The organism is Mycobacterium sp., assembly GCF_032161845.1.
GTDB lineage: Bacteria > Actinomycetota > Actinomycetes > Mycobacteriales > Mycobacteriaceae > Mycobacterium.
Map to the genome: position 1 here is coordinate 1 of NZ_JAVRQA010000506.1, position 24438 is coordinate 24438.

The following is a 24438-nucleotide window of genomic DNA, read 5'->3' on the forward strand; positions in this document are numbered from 1 at the left end:
TGGTCGTGGTGGTCAGATCATCGGCGGCGGCGATCGGCGTTCCGAGAAAGCCGACGGAGCCAGCTGCGGCAACGGCAGCAGCGGCTGCCAATGCGTTGGTGATCTTCACGTGAAGTACCCTCCCCAATGGTTCAGAATGACGACATTCCCTGCGCGGGAATGACACTGATTCTGAAAACTATCAGGTTGGGCTATGGCCCGGGACCACCTAACGGCTGGTAGTCGACGGCCGATCGATGGCTAATTTAGTGTCGCAACGTCGCCCGATTGAGCTACGTCTGCACCTACGCCCGACTTCGGGTCCGACCGGGAGTTGAGGCAAACGATTTGCCGGTGAGACGGTGGGTTGCACCCCTCGTGCAACCCATCGTCTCAACCCGGTTTGTCGAGTCGATACTCTGGGCGCTACTAAGGGCCGAGGACTCCGCCCAGGATTCCCGTGTGGCCGGTTCCGATGTTGGCGATGCCGGTGTTGCCGGTGCCGATGTTGGCGATGCCGTTGTTGAAGGTACCGAGGTTGAGGACGTTGAGACCGGGGGCAAGGCCGTTGAAGGAGCCCTGGTTGAGGATGCCGTTGTTGAAGCCGCCCGGGGACAGCAGGTTGTTGCCGACGCCGATGTTCCGTACGCCGCCGTTGGCGAGGCCGTTGTTGAGGCCGCCGGGGGACAACAGGTTGTTGGCGACGCCGTTGTTGCCGTAGCCGCTGTTGAGGACGCCGCAGTTCGGTGGTAGCGAGGGGCGGTTGAGCAAGCCGCAGTCAGCGCTTGCGCTACCAGCGCCGACGAGCGCGATGGCTCCTGCGCCGAGCACGGTGGCTCCGAAAACGAGACCCGAGCGAATCGATGGCATGGCATTTCCTTAGCTGGAGTGGAGTTGACCAGTCCGACGTTAGCCCTCGTTCGAACGCATGTAAACAGATCTAGCAAACAAGTGGCGTCTGCAGCCACCGGGCCCGGCAAAGAGTACCGGGCACATCGCAGCTCCTGAGAGGTCGTTGCTGCGAATTCCGCAGCCGGATGGGCATCGCACCTGCGTATCCGCCCGAATAGCCCTACGGGACAATTTCTTCGGACCGTCTCGGACGCGCGGGGCGGCGTCAATTTGCGAGCTGTTTGACTGCGCAACGACTTATTCCAGCAACGTAGTCGTCGAAAGCGGAGCTACCTCGGCGAATGATGGACGCACGAACGACGGCAGCGCATGGCGAACGCACCAAAGCGCACCCATGTTTGCTGACAGCTAAGCCATTGGGGTTAGCTCTACGCCGGAGAGCACCACGGCGTCATCCCGGCTCGGCGCGGTGAGGACGGCGAGCAGCCTGTCGCCGTCCTTCCAGACGCTCGCCTTCAACGTTTCACCGGGGTACAGCACTCCCGCGAAGCGCGCGCCGTAGGAGCCGACGCGCGACACGTCACCGTCGAGGAACTGATCGACGAGCGCCTTCGCGCCGATGCCGTAAGTGCACAGCCCGTGCAGGATGGGCTTGGGAAAGCCTGCGGCAGAGGCGAATTCGGGATCCGAATGAAGCGGGTTGCGGTCCCCACACAGTCGGTACAGCAGCGCCTGCTGCGGCAGCGTGGGGATCGCCAGCTCGACGTCGGGGGCGCGATTCGGCGGCTCGGTGGCTGTCGAGGGTCCCCGCTCACCGCCGAAGCCGCCCTCGCCACGGGCGAAGATCGACCGCTTCTGTGTCCACAGCGGTGCGCCGTCCGGCGTCGTGACGGTCGTCTCGGACCAGATCACCGCCGCCTTGCCCTTGTCCCAGATGTCGGTGAAACGGGTGACGGCCCGACCGGTGCCCGATGGCGGGATGGGCCCCGGCACGCTGACGGCCTCGCTGGCGTGCAGCACCCGGGACAGTTCGATGTCGATACCAGGAAACTTCACCGTCGGCGGCTCGGTCATGTGGAACGTCTGCGCCACGTTGCCGAACGTCGGAAGTACCTGGGGAGTGTCGTCGACCAGATAGCGCAGCTCGCGCTCATCGAGTGGGTCGGCGCCAGCGCCGAGGCCGAGGTGGTACAGCTGCACATCGCTGCTGCTCCAGGAGAACTCGACGGGGGGGAGCTCGGCGCCGATGGCCTCGTCGAGGTCGATCGGCACGTCAGACCGCCGCGGAGGCGTTGGCCGCCAGATGCAGTGCGGCCAGGTACCCGAAGGTCATGGCGGGACCGATCGTCCCGCCGGGACCCGGGTAGGTGTGGCCCATCACCGGTGAGCTGACGTTGCCCGCGGCGTACAGCCCGTCGATGATCGAGCCGTCGTCGCGCAGGGCGCGGCCGTGCACGTCGGTGCGGACGCCGCCCTTGGTGCCAAGATCGCCGGGCACCAGCTTCGCCGCGTAGTACGGGCCGTGGCTGATCTCACCCAGGTTGGGGTTGGGCTTGTTCGTGGGATCGCCGTAGTAGCGGTCATAGGCGCTCTCGCCGCGGTGGAAGTCATCGTCGACACCCGACCGGGCAAAGCCGTTGAATCGGGCGACGGTGTCGGAGAACTCGCCGAGGGGCAGGCCCGTGCTCTCAGCCAACTCTTCGAGAGTGTCGGCCTTGACCACGACGCCGGACTCCAGCCACTTCTTCGGAATGCGTTGTCCCGGTTGCAGGCCCGCGAAGATGTAGCGGTCGCGGTACTGCTGGTCGAAGATCAGCCAGGCGGGTACGTTCTCGCCGGGCCCCTCTCCCTGGCCGAACTCACCGCCGTACATCCAGTGGCATGCCTCGACGTACGGCATCGACTCGTTCATGAATCGCTTGCCGCTGGTGTTGACGATGATCGAGCCGGGGGAGTTGCGCTCGGACAGGGCGAACCAGGGTGCGCCCACCAGCGGAACGGTCGGGCCCCACCACGCGTCCTCCATGATTTCCAGGGCGGCGCCCAGCTTCTCGGCGGCCAGGATCCCGTCGCCGGTGTTGGCGACCGCGCCGACGGTCCACTCGGTGGTGATCGGCGCGCGCTGGTACTTCACCCGCATCTGCTCGTTGTGCTCGAAGCCGCCGCTGCCGAGAATGACGCCTCGACGGGCGCGGATCAGCCGGGGCTCGGCGCTCTCGGGTTCGTTGGTGTCGCGAACGTACACGCCGCGCACGGCGCCGTCCTCGATGTACAGATCGGTCAGGGCGGTGTTGAGTTCGACTGGCACGCCAGCCTTCTGAAGACCGATCCGCATCGGCGCGATCAGGGCGCGGCCCATGCCGACCAGATTCTTGCCGGTGGACTTGGCCCACGTCGCACGGATGCCGACCTTGAGACTGCGCAACACCCCTCGCGGGTGGCGCTTGAGTTGGTTCAGCCGGACGTAATCCTGCTGCATGACGACCATGTTCATCGGAACCTTGCCGTACGGCGGCTCGAGCCCCTTCTCGTCGGCGCCGAGCTTCTTGGCGTCGAAAGGCTTCGGCTCGACGGACCGACCGGTGGGCTTCCCGCCGGCGGCCTCCGGGTAGTAGTCGGAGTAGCCGGGCACCCAGCACAGCTTGAGCGGTGAATGCTTCAGCACGAACGACAGCATCTCCGGACCGCGTTCGAGAAAGGTGTCGATCTTCTCCGGCTCGACGACGTCGCCGATGATCGTGTGGAGATAGGTACGAGCCGCCTCGGCCGTGTCCTTGACCCCGTCACGCTTGAGGATCTCGTTGTTCGGAATCCAGACGCCACCACCTGACCGCGCAGTGGAACCTCCATAGTGCGGGGCCTTCTCAACGACTAGTGTCGTGAGTCCCCGGTGGGCGGCCGTGAGTGCGGCAACCATGCCGGCGGCGCCGCTTCCGACCACGACGACGTCGTACTCCTGTGCTGTCATGTAGAACACGTTATAGAATTGCCAGGGTCGGGCGCTACTGGCCCGGTCACACGTACTAGCTGCGGGCGAGGGGACTTCGGGGAAATGCTCAATGTTGCGACCCGTGACGAGCTGGCCGCGGACTTGGCACAAGCCGAACGGAGCCGCGAGGGGATCGCTGCGCTGACGGCCGCTTACCCCGATATCGACGTGGTCGACGCCTATGAGATTCAGCTGATCAACATCAGGCAGCGGGTGGCTGAGGGCGCGCGCGTCTTCGGCCACAAGGTCGGGCTGTCGTCGGAGGCCATGCAGAAGATGATGAACGTCGACGAGCCCGACTACGGTCATCTGCTCGACGACATGGAGGTCTTCGAGGACAGGCCCGTCGCGGCGGGCCGGTTCCTGTACCCGCGCGTCGAGGTCGAGGTCGGCTTCATCTTGGCTGACGACCTGCCCGGTGAGGGTTGCACCGAGGACGACGTGTTGGCGGCGACGGCTGCGTTTGCGCCGTCGATCGAGTTGATCGACACCAGGATCACCGACTGGAAGATCAAGTTGTGCGACACGATCGCCGACAACGCGTCCTCGGCGGGGTGGGTCTTGGGCAAGGAGCGGGTGTCGCCGAAGGACATCGACATCCGTGGCATCGATGCGGTGCTGAGGCGTAACGGCGAGGTCGTTGCCGAGGGGCGCAGCGATGCGGTGCTTGGCAATCCGGTGACTGCGGTGGCGTGGTTGGCCCGCAAGGTCGATCAGTTCGGGGTGCGTTTGAGGGCGGGGGACATCGTGTTGCCGGGGTCGTGCACGCGTGCGATAGATGCGCGTCCGGGTGACGATTTCGTAGCGGATTTCTTTCGCCTAGGTTCAGTCCACCTGTCGTTCGAATAGGAGCAATGCCATGGCAGAAAAGGCCACCGTCGCGATCGTGGGGTCGGGCAACATCAGTACCGACCTGTTGTACAAGCTGTTGAGGTCGGATTGGTTGGAGCCGCGATGGATGATCGGCATCGACCCGCAGAGTGAGGGCCTCGCCCGCGCCCGCAAGCTCGGGTTGGAGACGAGCCACGAAGGCGTCGACTGGCTGCTCGGTCTCGACGAGAAACCGGACATGGTGTTCGAGGCCACCAGTGCCTACGTGCACCGGGCGGCTGCGCCGCGCTACGCCGAGGCGGGCATCCGCGCCATCGATCTGACGCCGGCCGCGGTCGGCCCAGGGGTGATCCCGCCCGCCAACCTGCGCGAGCATCTGGACAGTCCGAACGTCAACATGGTCACCTGCGGTGGCCAGGCCACCATCCCGATGGTCTACGCGGTCTCTCGCGTCGTCGACGTGCCGTACGCCGAGATCGTCGCGTCGGTGTCGTCGGCGTCTGCCGGGCCCGGTACCCGCGCCAACATCGACGAGTTCACCAAGACCACCAGTGCAGGCATCGAGGTCATCGGCGGCGCCAAGCGCGGCAAGGCGATCATCATCCTGAACCCGGCCGATCCGCCAATGATCATGCGCGACACCATCTTCTGCGCCATCCCGGAGGACGCCGATCAGGACGCGATCGCCGCGTCGATCAAGGAGGTCGCCGCGCAGGTGCAGACCTATGTGCCGGGGTATCGGTTGCTCAATGAGCCGCAGTTCGATCCGCCGTCGATGCATTCGGGTGGTCAGGCGTTGGTGACGGTGTTCGTGGAGGTGGAAGGTGCGGGGGATTACCTGCCGCCGTACGCGGGAAATCTGGACATCATGACCGCCGCGGCCACCAAGGTCGGCGAAGAGATTGCCAAGGAACGCGCATCTGGCGATGAGCGCTCGCGCGAAGAGCAGAAGGTCTCAGCCGAAGGAGCGCAAGCATGAGCGTCCAGGACGACATCTACTTCAATCCGATCTGGGACGTCCGGATGACCGACACGTCGCTGCGCGATGGGTCGCACCACAAGCGTCACCAGTTCACCAAGGACGAGGTCTTCGCGATCGTCAGCGCGCTCGATGCCGCGGGCGTCCCCGTCATCGAGGTCACCCACGGCGACGGTCTCGGCGGGTCCAGCTTCAACTACGGCTTCTCCAAGACTCCCGAACAGGAACTGATCAAGCTGGCGGCCGAGACGGCCAAGGAATCGAAGATCGCCTTCCTGATGCTGCCCGGTCTGGGCACCAAGGACGACATCGCCGAGGCGCAGCAGAACGGCGGCTCGATCTGCCGCGTCGCCACCCATTGCACCGAGGCCGACGTGTCGATTCAGCACTTCGGTTTCGCCCGCGACCTGGGGTTGGAGACCGTTGGCTTCCTGATGATGGCGCACACGATCCCACCGGAGAAGTTGGCCGCGCAGGCGCGGATCATGGCCGACGCAGGCTGCCAGTGCGTGTACGTCGTCGACTCCGCGGGTGCACTGGTTTTGGAGGGGGTGGCCGACCGGGTTGCGGCGTTGGTGGCCGAACTCGGTGACGACGCGCAGGTCGGCTTTCATGGACACGAGAACCTCGGGCTCGGCGTCGCCAACTCCGTCGAGGCGGTCCGCGCGGGCGCCAAGCAGATCGACGGCAGCACGAGACGTTTCGGCGCGGGTGCGGGCAACGCGCCGGTCGAGGCCATGATCGGGGTGTTCGACAAGATCGGCGTCAAGACCGGCATCGACTTCTTCGAGATCGCCGACGCCGCCGAGGACGTCGTGCGGCCCGCGATGCCCGCCGAATGCCTGCTCGACCGCAACGCGCTGGTGATGGGCTACTCGGGGGTGTACTCCAGCTTCCTCAAGCACGCCATCCGCCAGTCGGAGCGCTACGGCGTACCCGCGCATAAGCTGCTGCACCGGGCGGGGCAGCGCAAGCTGATCGGCGGTCAGGAAGATCAGCTGATCGACATCGCGCTGGAGATCAAGCGCGAGCAGGACGCCGCAGCCCCCACTTCCTAGTCACACCCGCCACAGCAGACGCGCCAGGTAGGCAACCTAAGCAAGATTTTTCGACGGCGCATTCCTGGGCGCTGGCCTGCGGGGACGATGGCGGGCCGGCGGCCCGCGAGTGATCTCCCGTGTTTACCTCCCTCCGATACGGCTAGGCATTGGGCTGCGATGAACGCATCGCAGACCGAAGGGAGGGGCTAATGACCCTGAACAGGAAAATGTCCGAAACGACCGTCCGTCGCGGCCTTTACGGGATGTTCGCCGGCGGCCTGCTGGGAGGCATCGCATCTGCAGCGATCCTGGTGCCGAGTGCGAACGCCGCCCCGGACCAGTGCAGCGCGAGCGGCGTGGCGACCACGCAGAGCTCGGTGCAGCTGTCGATGAGCACCTATCTGCAGACGCATCCCGAGACCAATCAAACGCTGACCGACATCGCGAAGCAGACGCCGACCCAGGCGCAGGTGTCCTACCGGACGTACTTCGCCGACAACCCCAAGGTCGCCGACGAACTCAAGGATTTGCAGAAGCCCGTCAGCGACCTCGCGACGCAATGCGGCATGCCGCTGGAGTCAACCGGGCTGACCGACGCCTTGAAGTCGATCTGACAGAAACCCAAGGCAGGATGGGGCGGTGACTGCGGCCCCGACGCGACCGATTGCCACTAGGCGACGTGTCGGTTCTCTCGAGATTCTGCTGATTAGTCTCATCGCGCTGGCGGTCTCCGCCGGCGCGATGAGTGCGTTCGTGGCCGGTAGCCCCGATCTGAGTACGGCCGCGACGGTGTTCTGCGGCGTGTTCGTCCAGGCCCTGCCGTTCCTGGTGCTCGGCGTGGTCGTGAGCGGGCTGATCGCCGCCTTCGTCAGTGCGGAGCGGCTGTCGCGCTGGCTGCCACGTCGGCCCGCGCTGGCCGTGGCCGTGGCGGGTATCGGCGGCGCCGCGCTGCCCGGGTGTGAGTGTGGCTCGGTTCCCGTCGCACGCAGGCTGTTCGGGCCTGGCACGAACGGCGCGGCCGCGCTGACGTTCATGCTGTCGGCGCCCGCGATCAACCCGGTGGTACTGGTGGCGACCGCCGTTGCGTTCCCCGGCCAGCCGGCAATGGTGCTGGCGCGGTGCGTGGCCTCGCTGATGACCGCCGTCGTGATGGGCCTGCTGTGGTCGCGCTTCGGTAGGGACGAATGGGTGACCCGCTCCCTGCCCGAGCCCGCCGCCGACGGCTCGTCCAGGTGGACGACATTCACCGAGGCGGCCCGTCACGACTTCTTGCAGGCCGCGTCCTACCTGGTGCTGGGGGCGGCCGCGGCGGCAGCCCTACACGTCCTGGTCCCCGCGTGGATGTTCGAGCACCTCGCGGGCAACCTCGTCGTCGGAGTGGTCACGATGGCTCTTCTCGCCGTCGTCCTTGCCCTGTGCTCGGAGGCGGACGCGTTCGTCGTCGCGAGTCTGACGATGGTCCCGCTGGTGCCGCGATTGGTGTTCTTGGTGGTCGGTCCCGCGGTCGACGTGAAGTTGTCCGCGATGCAGGCGGGCATGTTCGGTCGCAGCTTCGCAATGCGGTTCGGCCCAGCCACCTTCGTGGTGGCCAGCGTGATCGCAACGCTCGTCGGGTTGGCGATCCTGGGTGGTGGCAGGTGAGCCGGGGCACCCAGAATCTCGTCCTGCTGCTCGTCGGCCTGAGCACCGCGATGATGCTGATCAAGGGCACCTATCTGAACTACGTGAAACCCGGCCTGCTGCCGTGGCTCGCAGTTGCGGCAGCGGTGCTCGTTGGTCTCGGCCTGGTAGCCATCGTCCGCGATCTCCGCAACGCGGAGGCGGAGGGTGACGGCGAGCACGAACACCGGCACCTGCCGTGGCTCGGCTGGCTGTTGTTGATTCCGATCGCGATGGTGGCGTTCGTCGTCCCCCCGCCGCTGGATGCCCGTGGCGCGAGTCCCGCCACCGTCAGCGCACCGCAGCGCCGCCCCTTCCCGCCGCTGCCTGCCGGTGACGCGCCGACGGTGTCGTTGCCGGAGGTGGTCATGCGGGCGGCGGCGGACTCCACGAATTCGCTTGCGCGACGGACGATCACGCTCACGGGGTTCACGCTGCACCGTCCTGGCGGTATCGACGTCGGCCGGGTCGTCATCGTCTGCTGCGCGGCCGATGCCCAACTCGCGCGTGTGCATCTGACCGGACCCGCCGCCGCGTCGGCTGCGGCCCACCCGGAGGACACCTGGCTCCGCATTCGCGGCCAGATCGTGCCCGGTTCATCGCATGCCGACGACGGCTTCATCCCGACCCTCGCGGTCGAGAGCGTGACGCCCATCGACAAACCGGCCAATACCTACGCGTACTGACCATGTTTGGATACCGACCGTGAGCGAGTTCCCCGGCTTCGCCGACGAGGGTTTCGGACCGGTCGCTGACGCCTTCGTCGACAACTTTCGTCGTGGCACCGAGATCGGTGCGGCGTGCGCGGTGTATCACGATGGCCGCCTCGTCGTCGATCTGCACGGCGGGACCGCCGACGCCGACAGTGGCAGGCCGTGGACGGCGGACACCCTCACCATCGGCTTCTCCGTCTCGAAGGGTCTGATGGCGCTCTGCGGGTACCTGGCGCATCAGCGTGGTCTGCTCGACTTCGATTCACCCGTCGCGACCGGATGGCCGGAATTTGCCGCGAATGGCAAGCAGCACATCATGATTCGCGACGTATTTGCACACCGGGCCGGGTTGATGGCACTGGATGCCGACCTGACCCTCGACGACGTGCTCGCGTGGGATCCGGTGATCCGAGCCATCGAGGCTCAGCGACCGCTGTGGGCACCGGGTACCGCCTTCGCCTATCACGCGTTGACCTTCGGTTGGCTCACCGGTGAGATCCTGCGCCGTGCGACCGGGATGATGCCGGGTGCCCTGGTGGCCGACTACCTAAAAAAGGATCTCGACGTCAACGCGTGGATCGGGTTGCCGTCGGATCTCGAGCACCGGGTGGCCAGGATGCACGCACCGCGTTCCAGAATCCTGCGCACCGGCTACCGCGCCCTTCCCAGGATCTTGCGTCGCGTCGGCAAGGCGTCCGCGGTGCGCACCGTGACACTTGGTTCGGCGTTCCCCTTCTCGATGATCGATGGTTGCGATGGCGACTTCAACACACCGGCGGTGCACGCCGCCGAAATCCCGGCGGCCAACGCCATCGTCGACGCCCGCGCCCTTGCGACGATCTACGCCTCGGCGGTGTCACCGGTGACGGGCGCACCGTTGCTGACCGCGGCCTCCATCGCGGATGCGGTCACCGTGCGTTCGGCGGGCGACGGTTGGGCGTCCGCGCTCAACCCTCCTGGCGTCCGCTTCTCGACGGGGTTCCTGGTCAACGGCATCCCGTACCGGCCGCTGCTGTCGGATTCGTCGTTCGGGCACGACGGCGCCAGCGGCAGCCTCGGCTTCGCGGACGCCGACAGCAAGACGGGCTTCGGCTACGTCAACAACCTCATTGCGCCGCGCGATCATCGCGCCAACAACCTGACCGCCGCGCTGCGCCGCTGCCTCGATCGCTAGGCCGTCGGACCCGGCGGGCACCATGTACTGATGACATCCCCTGAGTCGCTTCGCTCGCCCGTGACCACCAGGGAGCAGGCGCAGACGATCCTCGAACAGCTGGCCGGTCCGCAGGCCGTCTTGCGTGACGACCAGTGGACGGCCATCGAGGCGCTCGTCGTGCAGCGCCGTCGCGCGCTCGTCGTGCAGCGCACCGGCTGGGGCAAGTCGGCGGTGTACTTCATTGCCGCCAAGTTGCTTCGCGAAAGCGGGCACGGACCCACCGTCATCGTCTCGCCGCTGCTGGCGTTGATGCGCAACCAGGTGCAGGCGGCCGACCGAGCGGGCGTGCACGCCGCCACGATCAACTCGAGCAACGTCGCCGACTGGGACGAGATCCACGACCGGGTGCGACGCGGTGACCTCGACGTTCTGCTCGTCAGCCCGGAGCGCTTGAACAACCCCGACTTTCGTGATCAGGTCCTGCCCGCTCTGGCGCATGACGCAGGCCTCGTCGTCGTCGACGAGGCGCACTGTGTGTCCGATTGGGGGCACGACTTCCGCCCCGACTACCGCCGCATCCGCACGCTGATCGCCGAACTGGGCACCGACGTTCCGGTGCTCGCCACCACGGCCACCGCCAACGATCGCGTCGTCGACGACGTGGCGAGCCAGTTGGGGGTCGGCGGTCGCGACACCCTGGTGCTCCGCGGCGGGCTGGATCGCGAGTCACTGCGGCTGTCGGTGGTCAAGGCAGGCAACCCGGCCCAACGCGCGGCTTGGCTTGCCGCACACCTTGTTTCGCTGCCGGGGTCGGGCATCGTCTACACGCTGACCGTCGCCCAGGCGCACGACGTTGCGACGCTGTTGCGCGATCAGGGTCACACCGTGGCGGCCTACACCGGAGCCACCGAGACCGCGGAGCGCGAACAGCTCGAGGGCGATCTGCTGGCGAACCGCGTCAAGGCGCTGATCGCCACGTCTGCGCTTGGCATGGGCTTCGACAAACCCGACCTCGGGTTCGTCGTCCACCTCGGTGCACCGTCCTCGCCGATCGCGTACTACCAGCAGGTCGGCCGCGCGGGCCGCTCGACGGACAGCGCCGAGGTGGTGTTGCTGCCCGGCCACGAGGATCAGGACGTCTGGCGCTACTTCTCGTCCGTGGCGTTCCCGTCAGAACCCATGGTGCGCAACGTGATCGCTGCCCTCGAGTCCGACCGGCCACAGTCCACCCCTGCGCTCGAGCCGCTGGTGGATCTGGGTCGCACGCGGCTGGAGATGGTGCTGAAGGTGCTCGACGTCGACGGGGCGGTGCGCCGGGTCAAGGGTGGCTGGGTGGGCACCGGGGTGCCGTGGGAGTACGACGAAGCCCGCTACCGCAAGCTCGACGAAGCCCGCAAGCGCGAGCAGCAGGCGATGCTCGACTACCAGGTGACCGACGGCTGCCGAATGGCGTTCCTCCGTGGCCAGCTCGACGATCCCGACCTCACGGACGGCGAACGCTGCGGCCGCTGCGACAACTGCACGGGAGAGCGGTATGACGCCGAGGTCGATCCGTCCTCGGCGGAGGACACCCGACAGCGGCTGATGCGGCCGGGCGTCGAGATCGCAGCCCGCAAGCAGTGGCCGTCGGGCCTTGCCAAGCTCGGCGTCAACCTGAGCGGCAAGATCGGTGACGGTCCGGCGCCGGGGCGGGTCATCGGCAGGCTCACCGACCTCGGCTGGGGCGCGCGCCTGCGCCGCCTACTCGACGAACCCGACACCGAGGTGTCCGAGGACGTCGTCCAGGCGGCCGTGAAGGTGCTCGCGTCGTGGGAGTGGACGGCGCGGCCCACCGCGGTGCTGGCGATGGATTCCGACCGCCACCCGTTGCTGATTTCCTCACTGGCCCGCGAACTCGCCAGGCTCGGACGGCTGACCGATCTCGGGATCCTGCGATACGCACCCGAACGCCGTCCGGTGACGGCTGCCAACTCCGCGTACCGCGTCGCTGCGTTGCAGGGCTCTTGGGAGCCGCCCGACCAGGCCGTGATGGGCGCTGCGGGCGGACCGGTGCTGCTGGTCGACGACATGACCGATACCGGGTGGACGCTGACGATGGCGGCACGCGTCGTCAAGGAGGCGGGCGCGCCCGACGTGCTGCCCTTCGCGCTAGCCAGCACCAGCTAGCTCGTTTGCCACATCCGTAACATCGCGTGACGTCGTGGCGAAGTTACCTTCAGTGGCGACGTCACCACAGTGGTGCGAGCCTGAGCTGAGGAGCAAATTCATGACCCGTGCCGTCACCGTGCTGTGCCGGACCGCCGTTGGCCTGTTCGCCGCAGGCGCCGCCTGCGCGGCGCTCACGCTTCCCGCCGCCAGCGCCGACCCCGTCGAGCCGACGGAGCCGACCACCGAAGCGAGCCCGGAGGCGGCGTCCAGCGCTCCGACCCCAGCCGCCGCGGCTGCCGCAGACGACTGCAACGCAGCTGGCCTTGCCAAGACCATCAGCTCGGTGACCGCCGACCTGGACGTGTACTTCTCGGCGCATCCCGACGCCAACGAGGCGCTGATCGACGCCGCGCGGCAGTCGAGCTTCACCGCGGTAGGACAGTTCAACGACTACTTCAAGGACCACCCCGACGAGGCCGACGCTTTGCGCGGCATTCAGGCCCCGCTCGGCGCCTTCAAGGATCGCTGCGGGCTTGGGGTCGCACCCACCGATGCTCTGGCGGTTCTCGCGGACGTCTAGAAAGTCGGCTTGATGCCGCCGAGCGTGGCGGTCAAGGAGTCGGCGGCCGTCATCAGACCGCGCGCGTGCTTCGCGATCTCGGTGTCGGTCATCGCATGGCCGATCTGCAGTGACACCACCATCGCCTGGCGGCGGTGGTGGTCGAATACCGGCGCGGAGATGACGCTGATGTCGTGGCGTTGCCTGGCGGAGCCCTCACCGCGCAGGTAGACCCGTTCGCCAACGTCGGAGATCAGCTCGCCGAGCAGCGCGCGCAGCTCCTGCGGCAGCGTGCTCGACATGCCCGCCATCATCGCGTACAGCCTGCGGCCGCCAGGGGTCAGTCGCTCGACGAGGTAGCCCTCGGTGCGGCATTCCGTGACCACGCGGTCGAGGCGCTCGGAGTCGGTGCGCAGCGGAATCGTCGGCTCCTTGGCCAGCCAATTCCGCAGCGCCTCGTCGTCCCACAGCACGAACATCAAACCAACGGGTGGGGTGAACGGATAGCTCTGTCCCACCCTGACGCCGACGTCGGTACGCGGCGGCCCGACCAGTTCGAGCAGCGTGATGCGGTCGTCGATGACCGCGGACAGGGCAGCGGTGGTGTCGAACGTGGTGGCGAGCGAGCGGAGCTCCTCGCGGGCGGTCGGGTTCACCCGCATCGACTCCTGAGCGGTGTGCCCGAGCGAAATGAGCCTCGGCCCAAGTCGATACGTCTTGTCTCCCGCGTCGCGGATCAGATAGTCGGACTCCATCAGGGTGGTCAGGATGCCCAGGCACGTCGGTTTGCTCAAGCCAAGGCGACGGGCCAGCTCCGAAAGCCCGAAGCTGTCGTTGGGATGCTGAGCCAGGAAATCGAGGATGGAGACGACGCGCTCAGTCGGAGGTGAGGTCCTGTCCGCCATGCCGCGCCCACTCTCCGATGCACATTGACTCGATTTAGAACACGTTCTACTCTTGGGCGAATAATCTACCAGCTCGGTCCAATATTGGACCAGCGTGGAACCGCAGGAGACAGCGCCGTCATGTACTCACAGCCGCTGGCCGACGCCATCGCCGAGGCCGAAAGCCTGGTGGCCGCCGCGCCGTTCATCGAATCCGACGCCGACCTCCTCGAAGGTCTGCAGTACCTCGCCGGTTGCATATCGGGCTGTACCCACGTCGCCTTCGACTACGACCGTGACCACCCATTCCTGCACAGTGGCACGGGACCATTCACCAAGATGGGCCTCGACAACCCCGACACCATGTACTTCGGCACGCGGGTGCAGCCGGGCCACGAATACGTCGTCACCGGAAGGCGCGGCACCACCACCGACGTCAGCTTCCAACTACTGGGCGGCGAATACACCGACTCAGAAGTGCCCGACAGCGAGACGGCGTTCGACGATCGCAAGCTCGACATCGCCAGCGACGGCACCTTCGAGTGGCGGTTCACCCCGGCCACGCCGTCGCAGTTGGTGATCCGTGAGGTGTTCGACGACTGGTCAGCGCAGCGCGGCACCTTCGCGATTGCGCGCACCGACACCGACGGCACCGCACCGCCACCGCTGACCAAGGACCTCATCGAAAAGCGTTACGCCGTGGCGGGAAAGCAGCTCGTCCAGCGAGTCAAGACCTGGCTGCAGTTTCCGCAGTGGTTCTACACGGACAATCCCGCCAACACGATGGGATCGCCTCGGCTGACGCCAGGTGGGCTGGCCACCCAGTACTCGTCGGCCGGTCAGTTCGAGCTGACCAAGGATCAGGCGCTGATCATCACCCTCCCCGTCACCGACGCGCCCTATCTCGGGTTCCAGCTGGGCAGCCTCTGGTACATCTCGCTCGACTACATCAACCACCAGACGTCGCTGAACGGCACCCAGGCCCAGGTGGATCCAGACGGCAAGATTCGCATCGTGGTGTCCGATCAAAACCCGGGAGTGACCAACTGGGTGGAGACGCTCGGACACCGCAAGGGCTACCTGCAGTTTCGTTGGCAGCGAGTGTCGCGCCAGCTGACCGACGCCGACGGCCCGACCGTCGAGCTGGTGCAGGTCGACGACGTGTCCACCGCCCTGCCGCACTACGAGTTCAACAAGATCTCCGACGACGACTGGCGAGCGCGGATCGCACTGCGTCAGAAGCAAATTGGCGAAAGAATGGTGGGTTAGCAGATGGCCGGACTTCTGGAGAACAAAGTCGTCGTGATCAGTGGGGTCGGTCCCGCGCTCGGGACGACGCTCGCGCGTCGGTGTGCCGAACAGGGCGCCGACCTGGTTCTCGCGGCCCGCACCGTCGAGCGCCTCGAAGACGTCGCCAAGCAGATCACCGACCTGGGCCGCCGCGCGGTCTCGGTGGGTACCGACATCACCGACGAGGCGCAGGTGAACAACCTCGTCGAGGAGACCATCAAGGCCTACGGCAAGGTCGACGTGTTGATCAACAACGCGTTCCGGGTGCCGTCGATGAGGCCACTGGCCAACACCACCTTCGAGCACATGCGCGACGCTATCGAGCTGACGGTGTTCGGCGCGCTGCGGATGATTCAGGGCTTCACGCCTGCACTCGCCGAGGCAGGAGGGTCGATCGTCAACGTGAACTCGATGGTGGTGCGCCACTCGCAGGCCAAGTACGGCGCGTACAAGATGGCGAAGTCGGCGCTGCTTGCGATGTCGCAGTCCCTGGCCACCGAGTTGGGCGAAGACGGCATCCGCGTCAATTCGGTTCTGCCCGGCTATATCTGGGGCGGAACCCTGAAGAGCTATTTCGAACATCAAGCCGGCAAGTACGGCACTAGCGTCGACGACATCTACAAGGCGGCGGCCATCAACAGCGATCTGAAGCGACTGCCTACCGAGGACGAGGTCGCCTCGGCCATCCTCTTCATGGCCAGCGACCTGTCGACCGGCATCACCGGCCAGGCCTTGGACGTGAACTGCGGGGAGTACAAGGCCTGATGCGAAGACGAACGCGAGTGAGAGTCGAGCCGGGTAGATGACTGAGGTGCGTACCAACGTCGGCACGGTCGACGACCTTCATGCTTCGGCCGTAAAGGCGAGCGGACTAACCGATTTCGGCGTCGACGACGACAACTATCGCGAAGCCCTCGGCGTGCTGCTCGATTCGTTCCGCCGCGATGCCGACCTCACCGAGCTCGGCAGCAAGATGCAGCGATTCTTCGTCAGGAATGCCCTGGTGGCCCGCTTGGTGTCCGAGGCGGCGTTCAAGCAGTACCCGCAGCACGTCGACGTGAAGGTCGAGCGGCCCATCTTCGTGACCGGTCTGCCGCGAACGGGGACGACGGCCATTCATCGGCTACTCACCGCCGACCCGGCACACCAGGGCCTGGAGCTCTGGCTGGCGGAGTTCCCGCAGCCCCGTCCGCCCCGCGAAACCTGGTCGCAGAACCCGGTATTCCAGCAGATCGACGCCCAGTTCAGCAAGGCCCACGAGGAAAATCCCGACTACACGGGCCTGCACTACATGACGGCCGACGAGGTGGAGGAGTGCTGGCAGCTGTTGCGTCAGTCGCTGCACTCGGTGTCCTACGAGACGTTGGCGCACCTTCCGACCTACTCGCGGTGGTTGGCTCGGCAGGACTGGACGAAGTCGTATCAGCGGCACCGCAAGAACCTTCAGCTGATCGGGCTGAACGACCCCGAGAAGCGCTGGGTGTTGAAGAACCCCAGCCATCTGTTTGCGCTCGACGCCCTGTTCGCCGTCTATCCCGATGCGCTGGTGGTGCAATGCCACCGACCCGCCGAGACGATCATGGCGTCGATGTGCTCACTGGCCCAGCACACCACCGAAGGCTGGTCGAACGTCTTCTCCGGCGACGTGATCGGGCAGGATTCGCTCGAGACCTGGTCGCGCGGCCTCGAACTGTTCAACGTCGAACGTGCAAAGCACGATCCGGCGCAGTTCTACGACTTGGACTACTTCGAGTTCATCAAGGATCCGATCTCCGTCGTGGAGAAGGTCTACCAGCAGTTCGGCATCGAGTTCACTGATGCTGCAAGGGATTCCATGACGACGATGCACGCCGAGAGTCAGAAGGGGCCGAGGGCGCCCAAGCACACGTACTCGTTGGCCGACTACGGGCTGACCGACGAACAGGTCAAGGAGCGGTTCGCCGGCCTATGACCCATGCCGCTCGCGCAATGGGGTGGAGCGGGAGCTAGTCGCTAACCGTCGCCTGGGGAGGGCGCCGTCGACTCTTCCTCCAGGCAGCCCTCCGCGACGGCGTGCTTGATGCTGTCGGAGAGCTTGGGACACGACCTGCTTCGACTGCTGTCGCCGCCGGTGGCGCGCACCTCGGCGAACGTCGCGCAGCGCTGCGTCGCCTCCGTACTCCATTGCACGGCAGTGTGTCCCGCGCCGAGCTTCTTGACGGCCACCGTGACGTGGCAGAACCGGCAGTCGACCGGCGTCAGACCCGAGTTCAGGTAACGCTCCCGATCACGCGCGGAAGCCTCCTTCACCGCTGCGGCCCGCTCGGGGTCGGCGGCGAAATCCGGCGCCTTGGACCAGGCTCCGGTCGCCTGCCGATTGTCGGCGGGGCGGTCGTCCTCGTCGTGACCGAGCAGAGCCAGCATGGAGCGCGCCAGCCGGTCGGCATCTGGCGCTTGCGTCATGTCGCCGGCTGTTCCTCGGCGCGCTTGCGCAAATTCTCCTCGACCTCGACGTTCCACTTCTCGTTCGCGGCCGTGGTGTCGACCTCGATCTCGAACCGGTCGGTCATGTCCGCCGTCACGTCGGCGACGTCGACGTAGAACTGCTGATACCAACGGCGCATCTGGTACACCGCGCCGTCCTCCTCGACGAGAAGCGGGTTGTCGATGCGGGTCTTGTGCTTCCAGATCTCGACGTCCTGGAGGAAGCCCTTGCTGACCCCCTCGGTGAACACGCGGGCCAACTTCTCGGTGGTCTTCTCGTCGAGACCCTTCGGCTTCTCGACGATCACGCCCCACTGCAGCATGAACGAGTCCTGGGTCACCGGGTAGTGGCAGTTGATCAGAATCGACTCCGCCTTGAACCCGCCGTAGTTGTTGTGTAGCCAGTTGATCATGAAGGACGGCCCGAAGTACGACGCCTCCGAGTCGAGGTGTGCTTCGCCATACGTCGTGCCGAGGTCGTTGACGTCCGGCCTGCCGACGTTGTGCAGGTACTGCGAGGCGACGTGCCCTTCGAAGACGTTCTTGAAGTACGTGGGTAGCCCGTAGTGGATGTAGAAGAAGTGCGCCATGTCGGTGACGTTGTCGATGATCTCGCGGCAGTTGGCACCCTCGATGAGGATCGAGTTCCACCGCCATTCGGTCCACTCGTCGCTCGCGGCCTCCGTGAGTTCCGGGATGCGGAGCTCGGGCGGCGGCGGGTTTCCCTCGTGGTCGTGCCAGACGTAGAGCAGGCCGCTGCGGACGTCGGTGGTCCATGCCCTGGTGCGGGCCAGGCGCGGCGTGCGCTTGGCGTAGGGCACCAGCTTGCACTTGCCGTCGCCGCCCCAGCGCCAATCGTGGAACGGGCAGGCCACCTCGTCACCCTTGACGGTGCCCTGCGACAGGTCACCGCCCATGTGCCTGCAGTAGCCGTCGAGGATCTTGAGGTCACCCTGCGAGTCGGCGAAGACCACCAGTTTGGTGCCGAAGATCTCGACGGAATGGGGCGTGCCGTCGGCGAAGTTCGCCACCGGTCCGAGGCAGTGCCAGCCCCGCGCATAGCGGTCTGGCAGCGCTCCGGTGTCGATCTCGCGAACGCCTGCAGTTTCGGTACTCACGGTGGGCCTCCCGTTTCTCTACTCACTAACTAGAACACGTTACAGTTTTTCCCACCTGACGCGCAATGCAAACGATCTGCCTGCGGTATATCTAGACGATGCCGCTGTACGCCTTCGAGGGTCGATCGCCCGTCGTCGACCCCACCGCCTTCGTCGCTCCGACCGCCACGCTGATCGGAGACGTGCACGTGGAGGCGGGTGCGTCGGTCTGGTTCAACGCCGTGCTGAGGGGCGACTTCGCGCCCATCATCGTTCGCGAGGGCGCAAACGTGCAGGACTGCTGTGTCTTGCACGCCCCGCCGGGCATCCCCGTTGACATCGGGCCAGGGGCGACGATCGCCCACGGTTGCGTCATCCACGGCGTGCACGTCGGCCAGGAGGCGGTCATCGCCAACCACGCCACGGTGCTCGACGGCGCAGTCATCGGGCGGCGCAGCCTGGTGGCGGCGCACTCGCTGGTCACCGGGGGAACCAAGATTCCGGACGAAGTCTTCGTCACCGGGTCGCCTGCCAAGGTCCGCGGACCGATCGCAGGCACGGGTGCGGAGATGTGGGTGAACGTCAATCCCGGTGCCTACCAGGACCTCGCGCGCCGGTACCTGGAAGGGCTGGCACCAATCGCCGACTAACCGGGCTTGAGACGCGGGACATCGTCGCGTTGCTCGCGCCCTACCACGGGGCCTTGGCCCGGCCCACCCATGCCAGTCGCGTCACCTGCGGATGGGCCACGTGTGGCAATCTCCCATTGATCTACCGATGGCCACGAGCTGCATCGCCGAGTGACGGCTACTGGGCGTCGGACAACCCACTCCGCAGCGCGATCTGCTGCATCTTCGCGACGTTGTTGACGAACTGGTCGGTGGTCGAGTCGCCGGTCGCGCTCTGGAACTCCAGCCGGACCAGCGAACGACCTTCGGTGAAGAACACCAGCGTGACGGCCTTGTCCTCCTCGGGGTAGGCGCCAGAGACCACCACCCCGTCGGTGCCAACGGCCAACGGCTTCGGGGTGCCGCCCGCCACCAGGGTGGGAAGGGTCCCCGCCGCTTGTTTCAGCGTCGCCGTGGCAGTCGCCGCGTCGGGGTAGATCAGGAAGGTATCGCTGATCGCCCGGCTGTCCTGGTCGTTGACGAAGAACGCGCTGGCCCCCGCCGTGCCGTTCGGCTGGGACTCCTTCGACCGCTCGGTGAACGTGTCCTCCGCGTCACTGAGGTCGGCCGCAGACAGCAGCAGGCGTTGATAGTCGGCCGTGGCCGGTGTGGTGGACGTCTTCGGCGTGGTCGGCGTGAACGGGACCGTCGGCAGGGTTGGCACTGAGCTCTGCGCGGTGCTGCCGTCATCGGAGGGGGTGCAGCCGCTAATCCCGACGACGAGGAGGGCCGCCAGCACGGCGAATGGGGTGCGAGGCAATCGTGAGCGAGGCAAGAGGTATCTGAAAGTCAACTAATTCGAAGCGGATTGGAACTTCCAGGCTACGCGGTCCGAACTCGCTACGCCTTTCGGGCGCTCGCCGTGGCCCGCTCCGTCTCCCAGTACGCGCGCAGTGCGACCATCTGACCGGCGTCGTTGACGCGATAGGTGAACACGCCCTCGGCCTCGACGCGGTAACCGCTGGCGACGATGACGATGTGGCCCACATTGGCCTCTTCGTTGCCGCAGTGATAGGTCTTCTCGAAGTGGAACTCGAGCTGGCTGGGCGCAATCGCCATGTCATAGAACTTTGCGATGGCTTCCTTGCCGCGGTGCCCCTTGCCCTCTGGGTCGAAGTGCGACGGCCCGATCGGATCCTCGACGATCGCATCGTCGGCGAACACCGCCAGCCAGGCTTCCTTGTCGTGGGCAGCGGCGGCCTCGCGGGATCGCTTGCCCGCCAAATGAACCGGGCTATCGGTCACTTCGGGGCCAGCTTGTCGGCCGAAACTACCCACATCGAGTAGTACTGCGAGCCGCCGCCGTATGCGTGTCCAAGCGCCTTGCGGGCATCCTTCACCTGATGCTCACCCGCCTTGCCCATCACCTGGATCGCCGACTCGGCGAAGCGGATCATGCCCGATGCGCCAATGGGATTGCTCGACAGCACGCCGCCGGATGGGTTGAACGGGATCCGTCCGCCGATCGCGGTCTCGCCTGCCTCGGTGAGTTTCCAGCCCTCGCCCTCGGCGGCGAAACCCAGATTCTCCAGCCACATCGGCTCGAACCAGGAGAACGGCACGTAGACCTCGGCGACGTCGATCTCGTCGATGGGTGAGGTGATGCCCGCGTCACGCCACAGCGCGGCGGATGCGTCGCGGCCGGCCTGCGGGTTGACCTGGTCACGTCCGGAGTAGGCCAGCGGTTCGGTGCGCAACGCGGTGGCGTGGATCCACGCCACGGGATCGCCGTCTCGCACGCGGCGATCGGCAATCTCTTCGTTGCCGATGACCAACGCGCAGGCGCCGTCGGATGACGGGCAGGTTTCGTCGAATCGAATTGGGTCCCACAGCATTTGGGACGCCATCACCTTCTCCAGCGTGATGTCGGGCTGGTGCAGGTGGGCGAGTGGGTTCTTGGCGCCGTTGAGCCGATCCTTGACCGCGACCATCGCGCCGATGTGCGTTGGCGCGCCGGAGCGGCGGATGTAGGACCGGACGTGCGGGGCGAAGTAGCCGCCAGCACCCGCCCCGACGGGCTTGGTGAACGGCACCGGAATCGACAGTGCCCACATGGCATTGGACTCGGACTGTTTCTCCCACGCCATCGTCAGGACACGCTTGTACTTGCCCGACTGCACCAGGCTGGCCGCGACGATCGCGGTCGATCCGCCGACCGAGCCCGCCGTATGCACCCGGATCAGTGGCTTGTTCGTGGCGCCGACGGCGTCGGCCATGAACAGCTCGGGCATCATGACGCCCTCGAAGAAGTCGGGCGCCTTGCCGACCACCACGGCGTCGATGTCGTCGAACGTGGAGCCTGAGTCCTCCAGCGCGCGGTCGATGGCCTCCCTGACGAGGCCGTTCATCGAGACGTCCTTGCGCTTGGCGACGTACTTGGTTTGTCCCGTGCCGAGCACGGCAGCGTTCTGTCCGGCCATGACTTACGACTTTCCTTCCATGACGGCAACCAGATTCTGTTGCAGCGCAGCGCCACTGGTGGCGTGTGCGAGTACTCGAGAAGCGCTGCCGTCGAAGATGTGGCGGGCGGCGAACCCGATGCGTTCCAGACCGGTCGAGAACATCGGGTTGGCGGCCAGCGCGCCGCCCGACGGGTTCACCTTCGTCGAGCCATTCAGCCCGATCGCCTCGGTGAGTATCAGCTGCTGATGGCTGAACGGGGCGTAGAGCTCGGCGACGTCGATCGAGCCTGCGTCGCCACCGGTGGCCGCCGCCGCCGACGCCGCCGTCGACGGCGAAGTGGTGAGGTCGCGGGCGCCGAGCACCGGCGTTTCGATGCGGTGCTCGATACCCGTGATCCAGGCTGGGTTCTCGCGCAGTTCGCGAGCCTTGTCCCCGGCGGCGAGCACGATCGCCGATGCGCCGTCGGTGATCGGTGCGATGTCGTGACGGCGTAGGGGATCGGCGAAGTACGGCCGGGACAGCAACTCGTCGATCGACGTCGCCGGCTCGACGGAGTCGGTGCGCGGCGCGGCAGTCATGGCATCCAGGGCGACCTGGGCCATCTGCTCGGCGGTCCACTTGCCAGAGTCCAGTCCGAGCCGGGCCTGGAGTCCGGCCGTCGAAACGGCGTCCGGCCACAGCGGGGCTACGGTGTACGGGTCGGTCTGCAGCGCGAGGATACGGCGCAGTACACCTGCCGACGACTTGCCGAAGCCGTAGACCAACGCCGTGTCGACCGAGCCGGTCAGGATCTTGATGTAGGCCTCGTACAGCGCCCAGGCGGCGTCCATCTCGACGTGCGATTCGTTGATCGGCGGCACCGCGCCGATCGAGTCGATCGCGGAGAGGAACGAAAATGCCCGCCCGGCAAGGTAGTCGGAGGAGCCCGAACACCAGAATCCGATGTCGGTCTGCTTGATGCCGAGGTCGGCGTACAGCTCGGCGAAGCACGGCATCAGCATCTCGACGCCGTTGGTGGTGCCTTCTGTGCGGCGCACGTGTGGGGCATGGGCGAAGCCGACGACGGCAACGTCACGAAAAGTCATGTGGGGAGCCCTTACTGGTGGTGCTTGTAGGTGTCGTAGTCGGCGTCGGGCTCACCCGTTGGCCGGAAGTAGTCGATGTTGTCGATGCCAAGGCCCCACTCCTCGCGGGGCTTCCACACTGCCTCCACCCGCATCCCCATCCGCACGTCGGCCGCGTCGATCTCGGTGACCAAATGCAGGAACGGGATGTCCGCACCGTCGAGCAGCACGTAGGCGGCGACGTACGGCGGCTTGATCTTCTGACCGGCGAACGGGATGTTGATGATCGCGAACGTCGTCACCGTGCCCTTGTCGGGGAGTTCGACGAACTCGGTGAGCTGCTGTCCGGTGGCGGGATCGGCCTCGCGGGCCGGGAAGTAGACCTTTCCTTTTTCTCCGGCGCCATCCTTGCCGGTCCTCGCGCCGACCAGCTTGCCCTCTTCGAGGGCACGTAGGAACCTGCTCTCGGGAAGCGATGCGGTGTGCTGGATTTCGATCTGGGTGGGCACGACGATCATCGTCACCGGATCGCGGTCATCGGCGACGTCGGAGACGTCCTCGGCCTGATCCCCCAATGCGAAGTAGGCGATGTCGGTGATGGCGCCGACAGGTTCGGCGGCCCAGTGCACGTGCACCCGCGCTCCGGTGCTTATCTCCGCAGAGGAGCCTGCGTCTACCGCGTGCAGCAGCGGGGTGTCCGCGCCGTCCAGCTTCACCAGCGCCCACGCGAACGGCCGGTCCAACGGCTGGCCCTCGAGCGGCTCGGGCTGCCACGTCCACGACACGACCGTCCCGACGCTGGCCACCGGTACGATCTCCGACAGCGGTGCGTAGGTCACGGGGTCGAACTCGGCAGGCGGAACGTGCACCCGGCCGTCCGACCCGCGCACGCCGACGACGCGTCGTCCACGCAGAGCGGTGAAGAACTCGCCGAGTACTGAACCGACTGAACGGGTGTAGTCGAACGACAGTTTCAGCGGAGCGGAAAGGGGCGGCTCGTGGTCTTCCGTACGAGGTGGGGTCTGGGCCGGGCTGCTTTGGCTGGCGCTCACGGCATCGAGTAGAACAGGTTCTAACAATCGAGGCAAGAACGGGTCGCGAGGTCCGGGAAGGTTGGTCGGAATGAAGCTGGGTCTGCAGCTCGGATATTGGGGCGCCAACGCGCCGACCGACCATGCGGAATTGGTGGCGGCCGCCGAGGAGGCCGGTTTCGACACCGTGTTCACCGCCGAAGCCTGGGGCTCGGACGCCTACACGCCGCTGGCGTGGTGGGGCCGGGAGACCACGCGGATGCGGCTCGGCACGTCGGTCATCCAGCTGTCGGCGCGCACGCCAACCGCATGCGCGATGGCCGCGCTGACGTTGGATCACCTTTCCGGCGGCAGGCACATTCTGGGGCTCGGGGTCTCGGGTCCGCAGGTCGTCGAGGGCTGGTACGGGCAGAAGTTCCCCAAGCCGCTGGCCCGCACGCGCGAATACGTCGACATCCTGCGACAGGTCTGGGCCCGCGAGGCTCCGGTGCACAGCGCCGGCCCGCACTACCCGTTGCCGTTGACGGGCGAGGGCACCACCGGGCTTGGCAAGAACCTCAAGCCGATCACCCATCCGCTGCGGGCCGACATCCCGATCATGCTGGGCGCAGAGGGTCCCAAAAACGTCGCGCT

At 66.3% G+C, this 24438-nt stretch carries 25 protein-coding genes; 14 read left to right on the forward strand and 11 right to left on the reverse strand.

Annotated features, from left to right (window positions below):
• Positions 1-408 precede the first annotated feature (408 nt).
• The 3 genes from QOD90_RS27800 to kstD form a co-directional block, all read right to left on the reverse strand.
• On the reverse strand, positions 409-849 hold the full coding sequence (locus QOD90_RS27800; RefSeq protein ID WP_526355155.1) for a hypothetical protein: 441 nt from the start codon (positions 847-849) through the stop codon (positions 409-411).
• 390 nt (positions 850-1239) lie between these two features.
• Complete coding sequence (chsH3, locus tag QOD90_RS27805) at positions 1240-2103, reverse strand: enoyl-CoA hydratase ChsH3 (RefSeq protein ID WP_526355157.1); 864 nt, start codon at positions 2101-2103, stop codon at positions 1240-1242.
• A 1-nt stretch (position 2104) separates the two neighbouring features.
• Positions 2105-3799 carry a 3-oxosteroid 1-dehydrogenase gene (kstD, locus tag QOD90_RS27810; RefSeq protein WP_526355159.1) on the reverse strand — a complete coding sequence of 565 codons (1695 nt, stop codon included), beginning with the start codon at positions 3797-3799 and terminating at the stop codon, positions 2105-2107.
• 84 nt (positions 3800-3883) lie between these two features.
• On the opposite strand from kstD, the gene QOD90_RS27815 reads away from it, so the two are divergent.
• The 9 genes from QOD90_RS27815 to QOD90_RS27855 all read left to right on the forward strand — a co-directional run bounded on the left by QOD90_RS27815 (position 3884) and on the right by QOD90_RS27855 (position 12926).
• Positions 3884-4669, forward strand: a complete 786-nt coding sequence (locus QOD90_RS27815) for a 2-keto-4-pentenoate hydratase (protein WP_526355161.1) — start codon at positions 3884-3886, stop codon at positions 4667-4669.
• Positions 4670-4679: 10 nt separating this feature from the next.
• The gene (locus QOD90_RS27820; RefSeq protein WP_526355163.1) at positions 4680-5630 is read left to right on the forward strand and encodes an acetaldehyde dehydrogenase (acetylating); all 951 of its coding nucleotides are present in this window, start codon (positions 4680-4682) and stop codon (positions 5628-5630) included.
• Entirely contained in the window at positions 5627-6688 is a 1062-nt protein-coding gene (dmpG, locus tag QOD90_RS27825) for a 4-hydroxy-2-oxovalerate aldolase (protein WP_526355165.1), read from the forward strand. The genes QOD90_RS27820 and dmpG overlap by 4 nt, the downstream gene beginning before the upstream one ends.
• 209 nt (positions 6689-6897) lie before the next feature.
• Positions 6898-7284, forward strand: a complete 387-nt coding sequence (locus tag QOD90_RS27830; protein WP_526355167.1) for a hemophore-related protein — start codon at positions 6898-6900, stop codon at positions 7282-7284.
• Positions 7285-7411: 127 nt separating this feature from the next.
• A complete protein-coding gene (locus QOD90_RS27835; protein WP_526355200.1) occupies positions 7412-8311 on the forward strand; it encodes a permease in 900 nt (299 codons plus the stop codon).
• A complete protein-coding gene (locus tag QOD90_RS27840; RefSeq protein WP_526355169.1) occupies positions 8308-9015 on the forward strand; it encodes a TIGR03943 family putative permease subunit in 708 nt (235 codons plus the stop codon). The genes QOD90_RS27835 and QOD90_RS27840 overlap by 4 nt, the downstream gene beginning before the upstream one ends.
• 19 nt (positions 9016-9034) lie before the next feature.
• Positions 9035-10216 (forward strand): serine hydrolase domain-containing protein, encoded by a 1182-nt coding sequence (locus QOD90_RS27845; RefSeq protein WP_526355171.1) that lies wholly within the window; start codon positions 9035-9037, stop codon positions 10214-10216.
• Positions 10217-10276: 60 nt separating this feature from the next.
• Entirely contained in the window at positions 10277-12364 is a 2088-nt protein-coding gene (locus QOD90_RS27850; RefSeq protein ID WP_526355202.1) for a RecQ family ATP-dependent DNA helicase, read from the forward strand.
• A gap of 100 nt (positions 12365-12464) precedes the next feature.
• Positions 12465-12926: a hemophore-related protein gene (locus tag QOD90_RS27855; RefSeq protein WP_526355173.1), complete on the forward strand. Its 462-nt coding sequence runs from the start codon at positions 12465-12467 to the stop codon at positions 12924-12926.
• On the opposite strand, the gene QOD90_RS27860 is transcribed toward QOD90_RS27855, so the two are convergent.
• A complete protein-coding gene (locus QOD90_RS27860; protein ID WP_526355175.1) occupies positions 12923-13810 on the reverse strand; it encodes an IclR family transcriptional regulator in 888 nt (295 codons plus the stop codon). The two genes, QOD90_RS27855 and QOD90_RS27860, sit on opposite strands and share 4 nt — an antisense overlap.
• Before the next feature lie 120 nt (positions 13811-13930).
• On the opposite strand from QOD90_RS27860, the gene QOD90_RS27865 reads away from it, so the two are divergent.
• The 3 genes from QOD90_RS27865 to QOD90_RS27875 are packed head-to-tail and all read left to right on the forward strand — an operon-like array spanning position 13931 to position 17030.
• Positions 13931-15058, forward strand: coding sequence for a hypothetical protein (locus QOD90_RS27865; RefSeq protein WP_526355177.1), 1128 nt, complete (start codon positions 13931-13933; stop codon positions 15056-15058).
• A 3-nt stretch (positions 15059-15061) separates the two neighbouring features.
• A complete protein-coding gene (locus tag QOD90_RS27870) occupies positions 15062-15844 on the forward strand; it encodes an SDR family NAD(P)-dependent oxidoreductase (protein ID WP_526355179.1) in 783 nt (260 codons plus the stop codon).
• Between the two features lie 37 nt (positions 15845-15881).
• Positions 15882-17030 carry a sulfotransferase gene (locus QOD90_RS27875; RefSeq protein ID WP_526355181.1) on the forward strand — a complete coding sequence of 383 codons (1149 nt, stop codon included), beginning with the start codon at positions 15882-15884 and terminating at the stop codon, positions 17028-17030.
• 41 nt (positions 17031-17071) lie between these two features.
• Here QOD90_RS27875 and QOD90_RS27880 read toward each other — a convergent pair whose 3' ends face one another.
• Both QOD90_RS27880 and QOD90_RS27885 read right to left on the reverse strand, forming a co-directional pair.
• Positions 17072-17521: a hypothetical protein gene (locus QOD90_RS27880; RefSeq protein WP_526355183.1), complete on the reverse strand. Its 450-nt coding sequence runs from the start codon at positions 17519-17521 to the stop codon at positions 17072-17074.
• Positions 17518-18660 carry a 3-ketosteroid-9-alpha-hydroxylase subunit A gene (locus tag QOD90_RS27885; RefSeq protein WP_526355185.1) on the reverse strand — a complete coding sequence of 381 codons (1143 nt, stop codon included), beginning with the start codon at positions 18658-18660 and terminating at the stop codon, positions 17518-17520. The genes QOD90_RS27880 and QOD90_RS27885 overlap by 4 nt, the downstream gene beginning before the upstream one ends.
• A 98-nt stretch (positions 18661-18758) precedes the next feature.
• Between QOD90_RS27885 and QOD90_RS27890 the strand changes: the two genes are divergently transcribed.
• A complete protein-coding gene (locus QOD90_RS27890) occupies positions 18759-19289 on the forward strand; it encodes a gamma carbonic anhydrase family protein (RefSeq protein ID WP_526355187.1) in 531 nt (176 codons plus the stop codon).
• A 157-nt stretch (positions 19290-19446) separates the two neighbouring features.
• Here QOD90_RS27890 and QOD90_RS27895 read toward each other — a convergent pair whose 3' ends face one another.
• The 5 genes from QOD90_RS27895 to QOD90_RS27915 all read right to left on the reverse strand — a co-directional run bounded on the left by QOD90_RS27895 (position 19447) and on the right by QOD90_RS27915 (position 23826).
• Positions 19447-20046, reverse strand: coding sequence for a hypothetical protein (locus tag QOD90_RS27895; protein WP_526355189.1), 600 nt, complete (start codon positions 20044-20046; stop codon positions 19447-19449).
• Between the two features lie 101 nt (positions 20047-20147).
• Positions 20148-20552 (reverse strand): nuclear transport factor 2 family protein, encoded by a 405-nt coding sequence (locus QOD90_RS27900; protein ID WP_526355191.1) that lies wholly within the window; start codon positions 20550-20552, stop codon positions 20148-20150.
• Positions 20549-21727 carry a thiolase family protein gene (locus QOD90_RS27905; protein WP_526355193.1) on the reverse strand — a complete coding sequence of 393 codons (1179 nt, stop codon included), beginning with the start codon at positions 21725-21727 and terminating at the stop codon, positions 20549-20551. The genes QOD90_RS27900 and QOD90_RS27905 overlap by 4 nt, the downstream gene beginning before the upstream one ends.
• Positions 21728-21730: 3 nt before the next feature.
• Positions 21731-22795 (reverse strand): beta-ketoacyl-[acyl-carrier-protein] synthase family protein, encoded by a 1065-nt coding sequence (locus QOD90_RS27910; protein WP_526355194.1) that lies wholly within the window; start codon positions 22793-22795, stop codon positions 21731-21733.
• A gap of 11 nt (positions 22796-22806) precedes the next feature.
• Complete coding sequence (locus QOD90_RS27915; protein WP_526355196.1) at positions 22807-23826, reverse strand: Zn-ribbon domain-containing OB-fold protein; 1020 nt, start codon at positions 23824-23826, stop codon at positions 22807-22809.
• Positions 23827-23896: 70 nt separating this feature from the next.
• Here QOD90_RS27915 and QOD90_RS27920 point away from each other — a divergent pair.
• Positions 23897-24438, forward strand: a 542-nt coding sequence (locus QOD90_RS27920; RefSeq protein WP_526355198.1) for an LLM class flavin-dependent oxidoreductase, incomplete at its 3' end; no start/stop codon positions are given.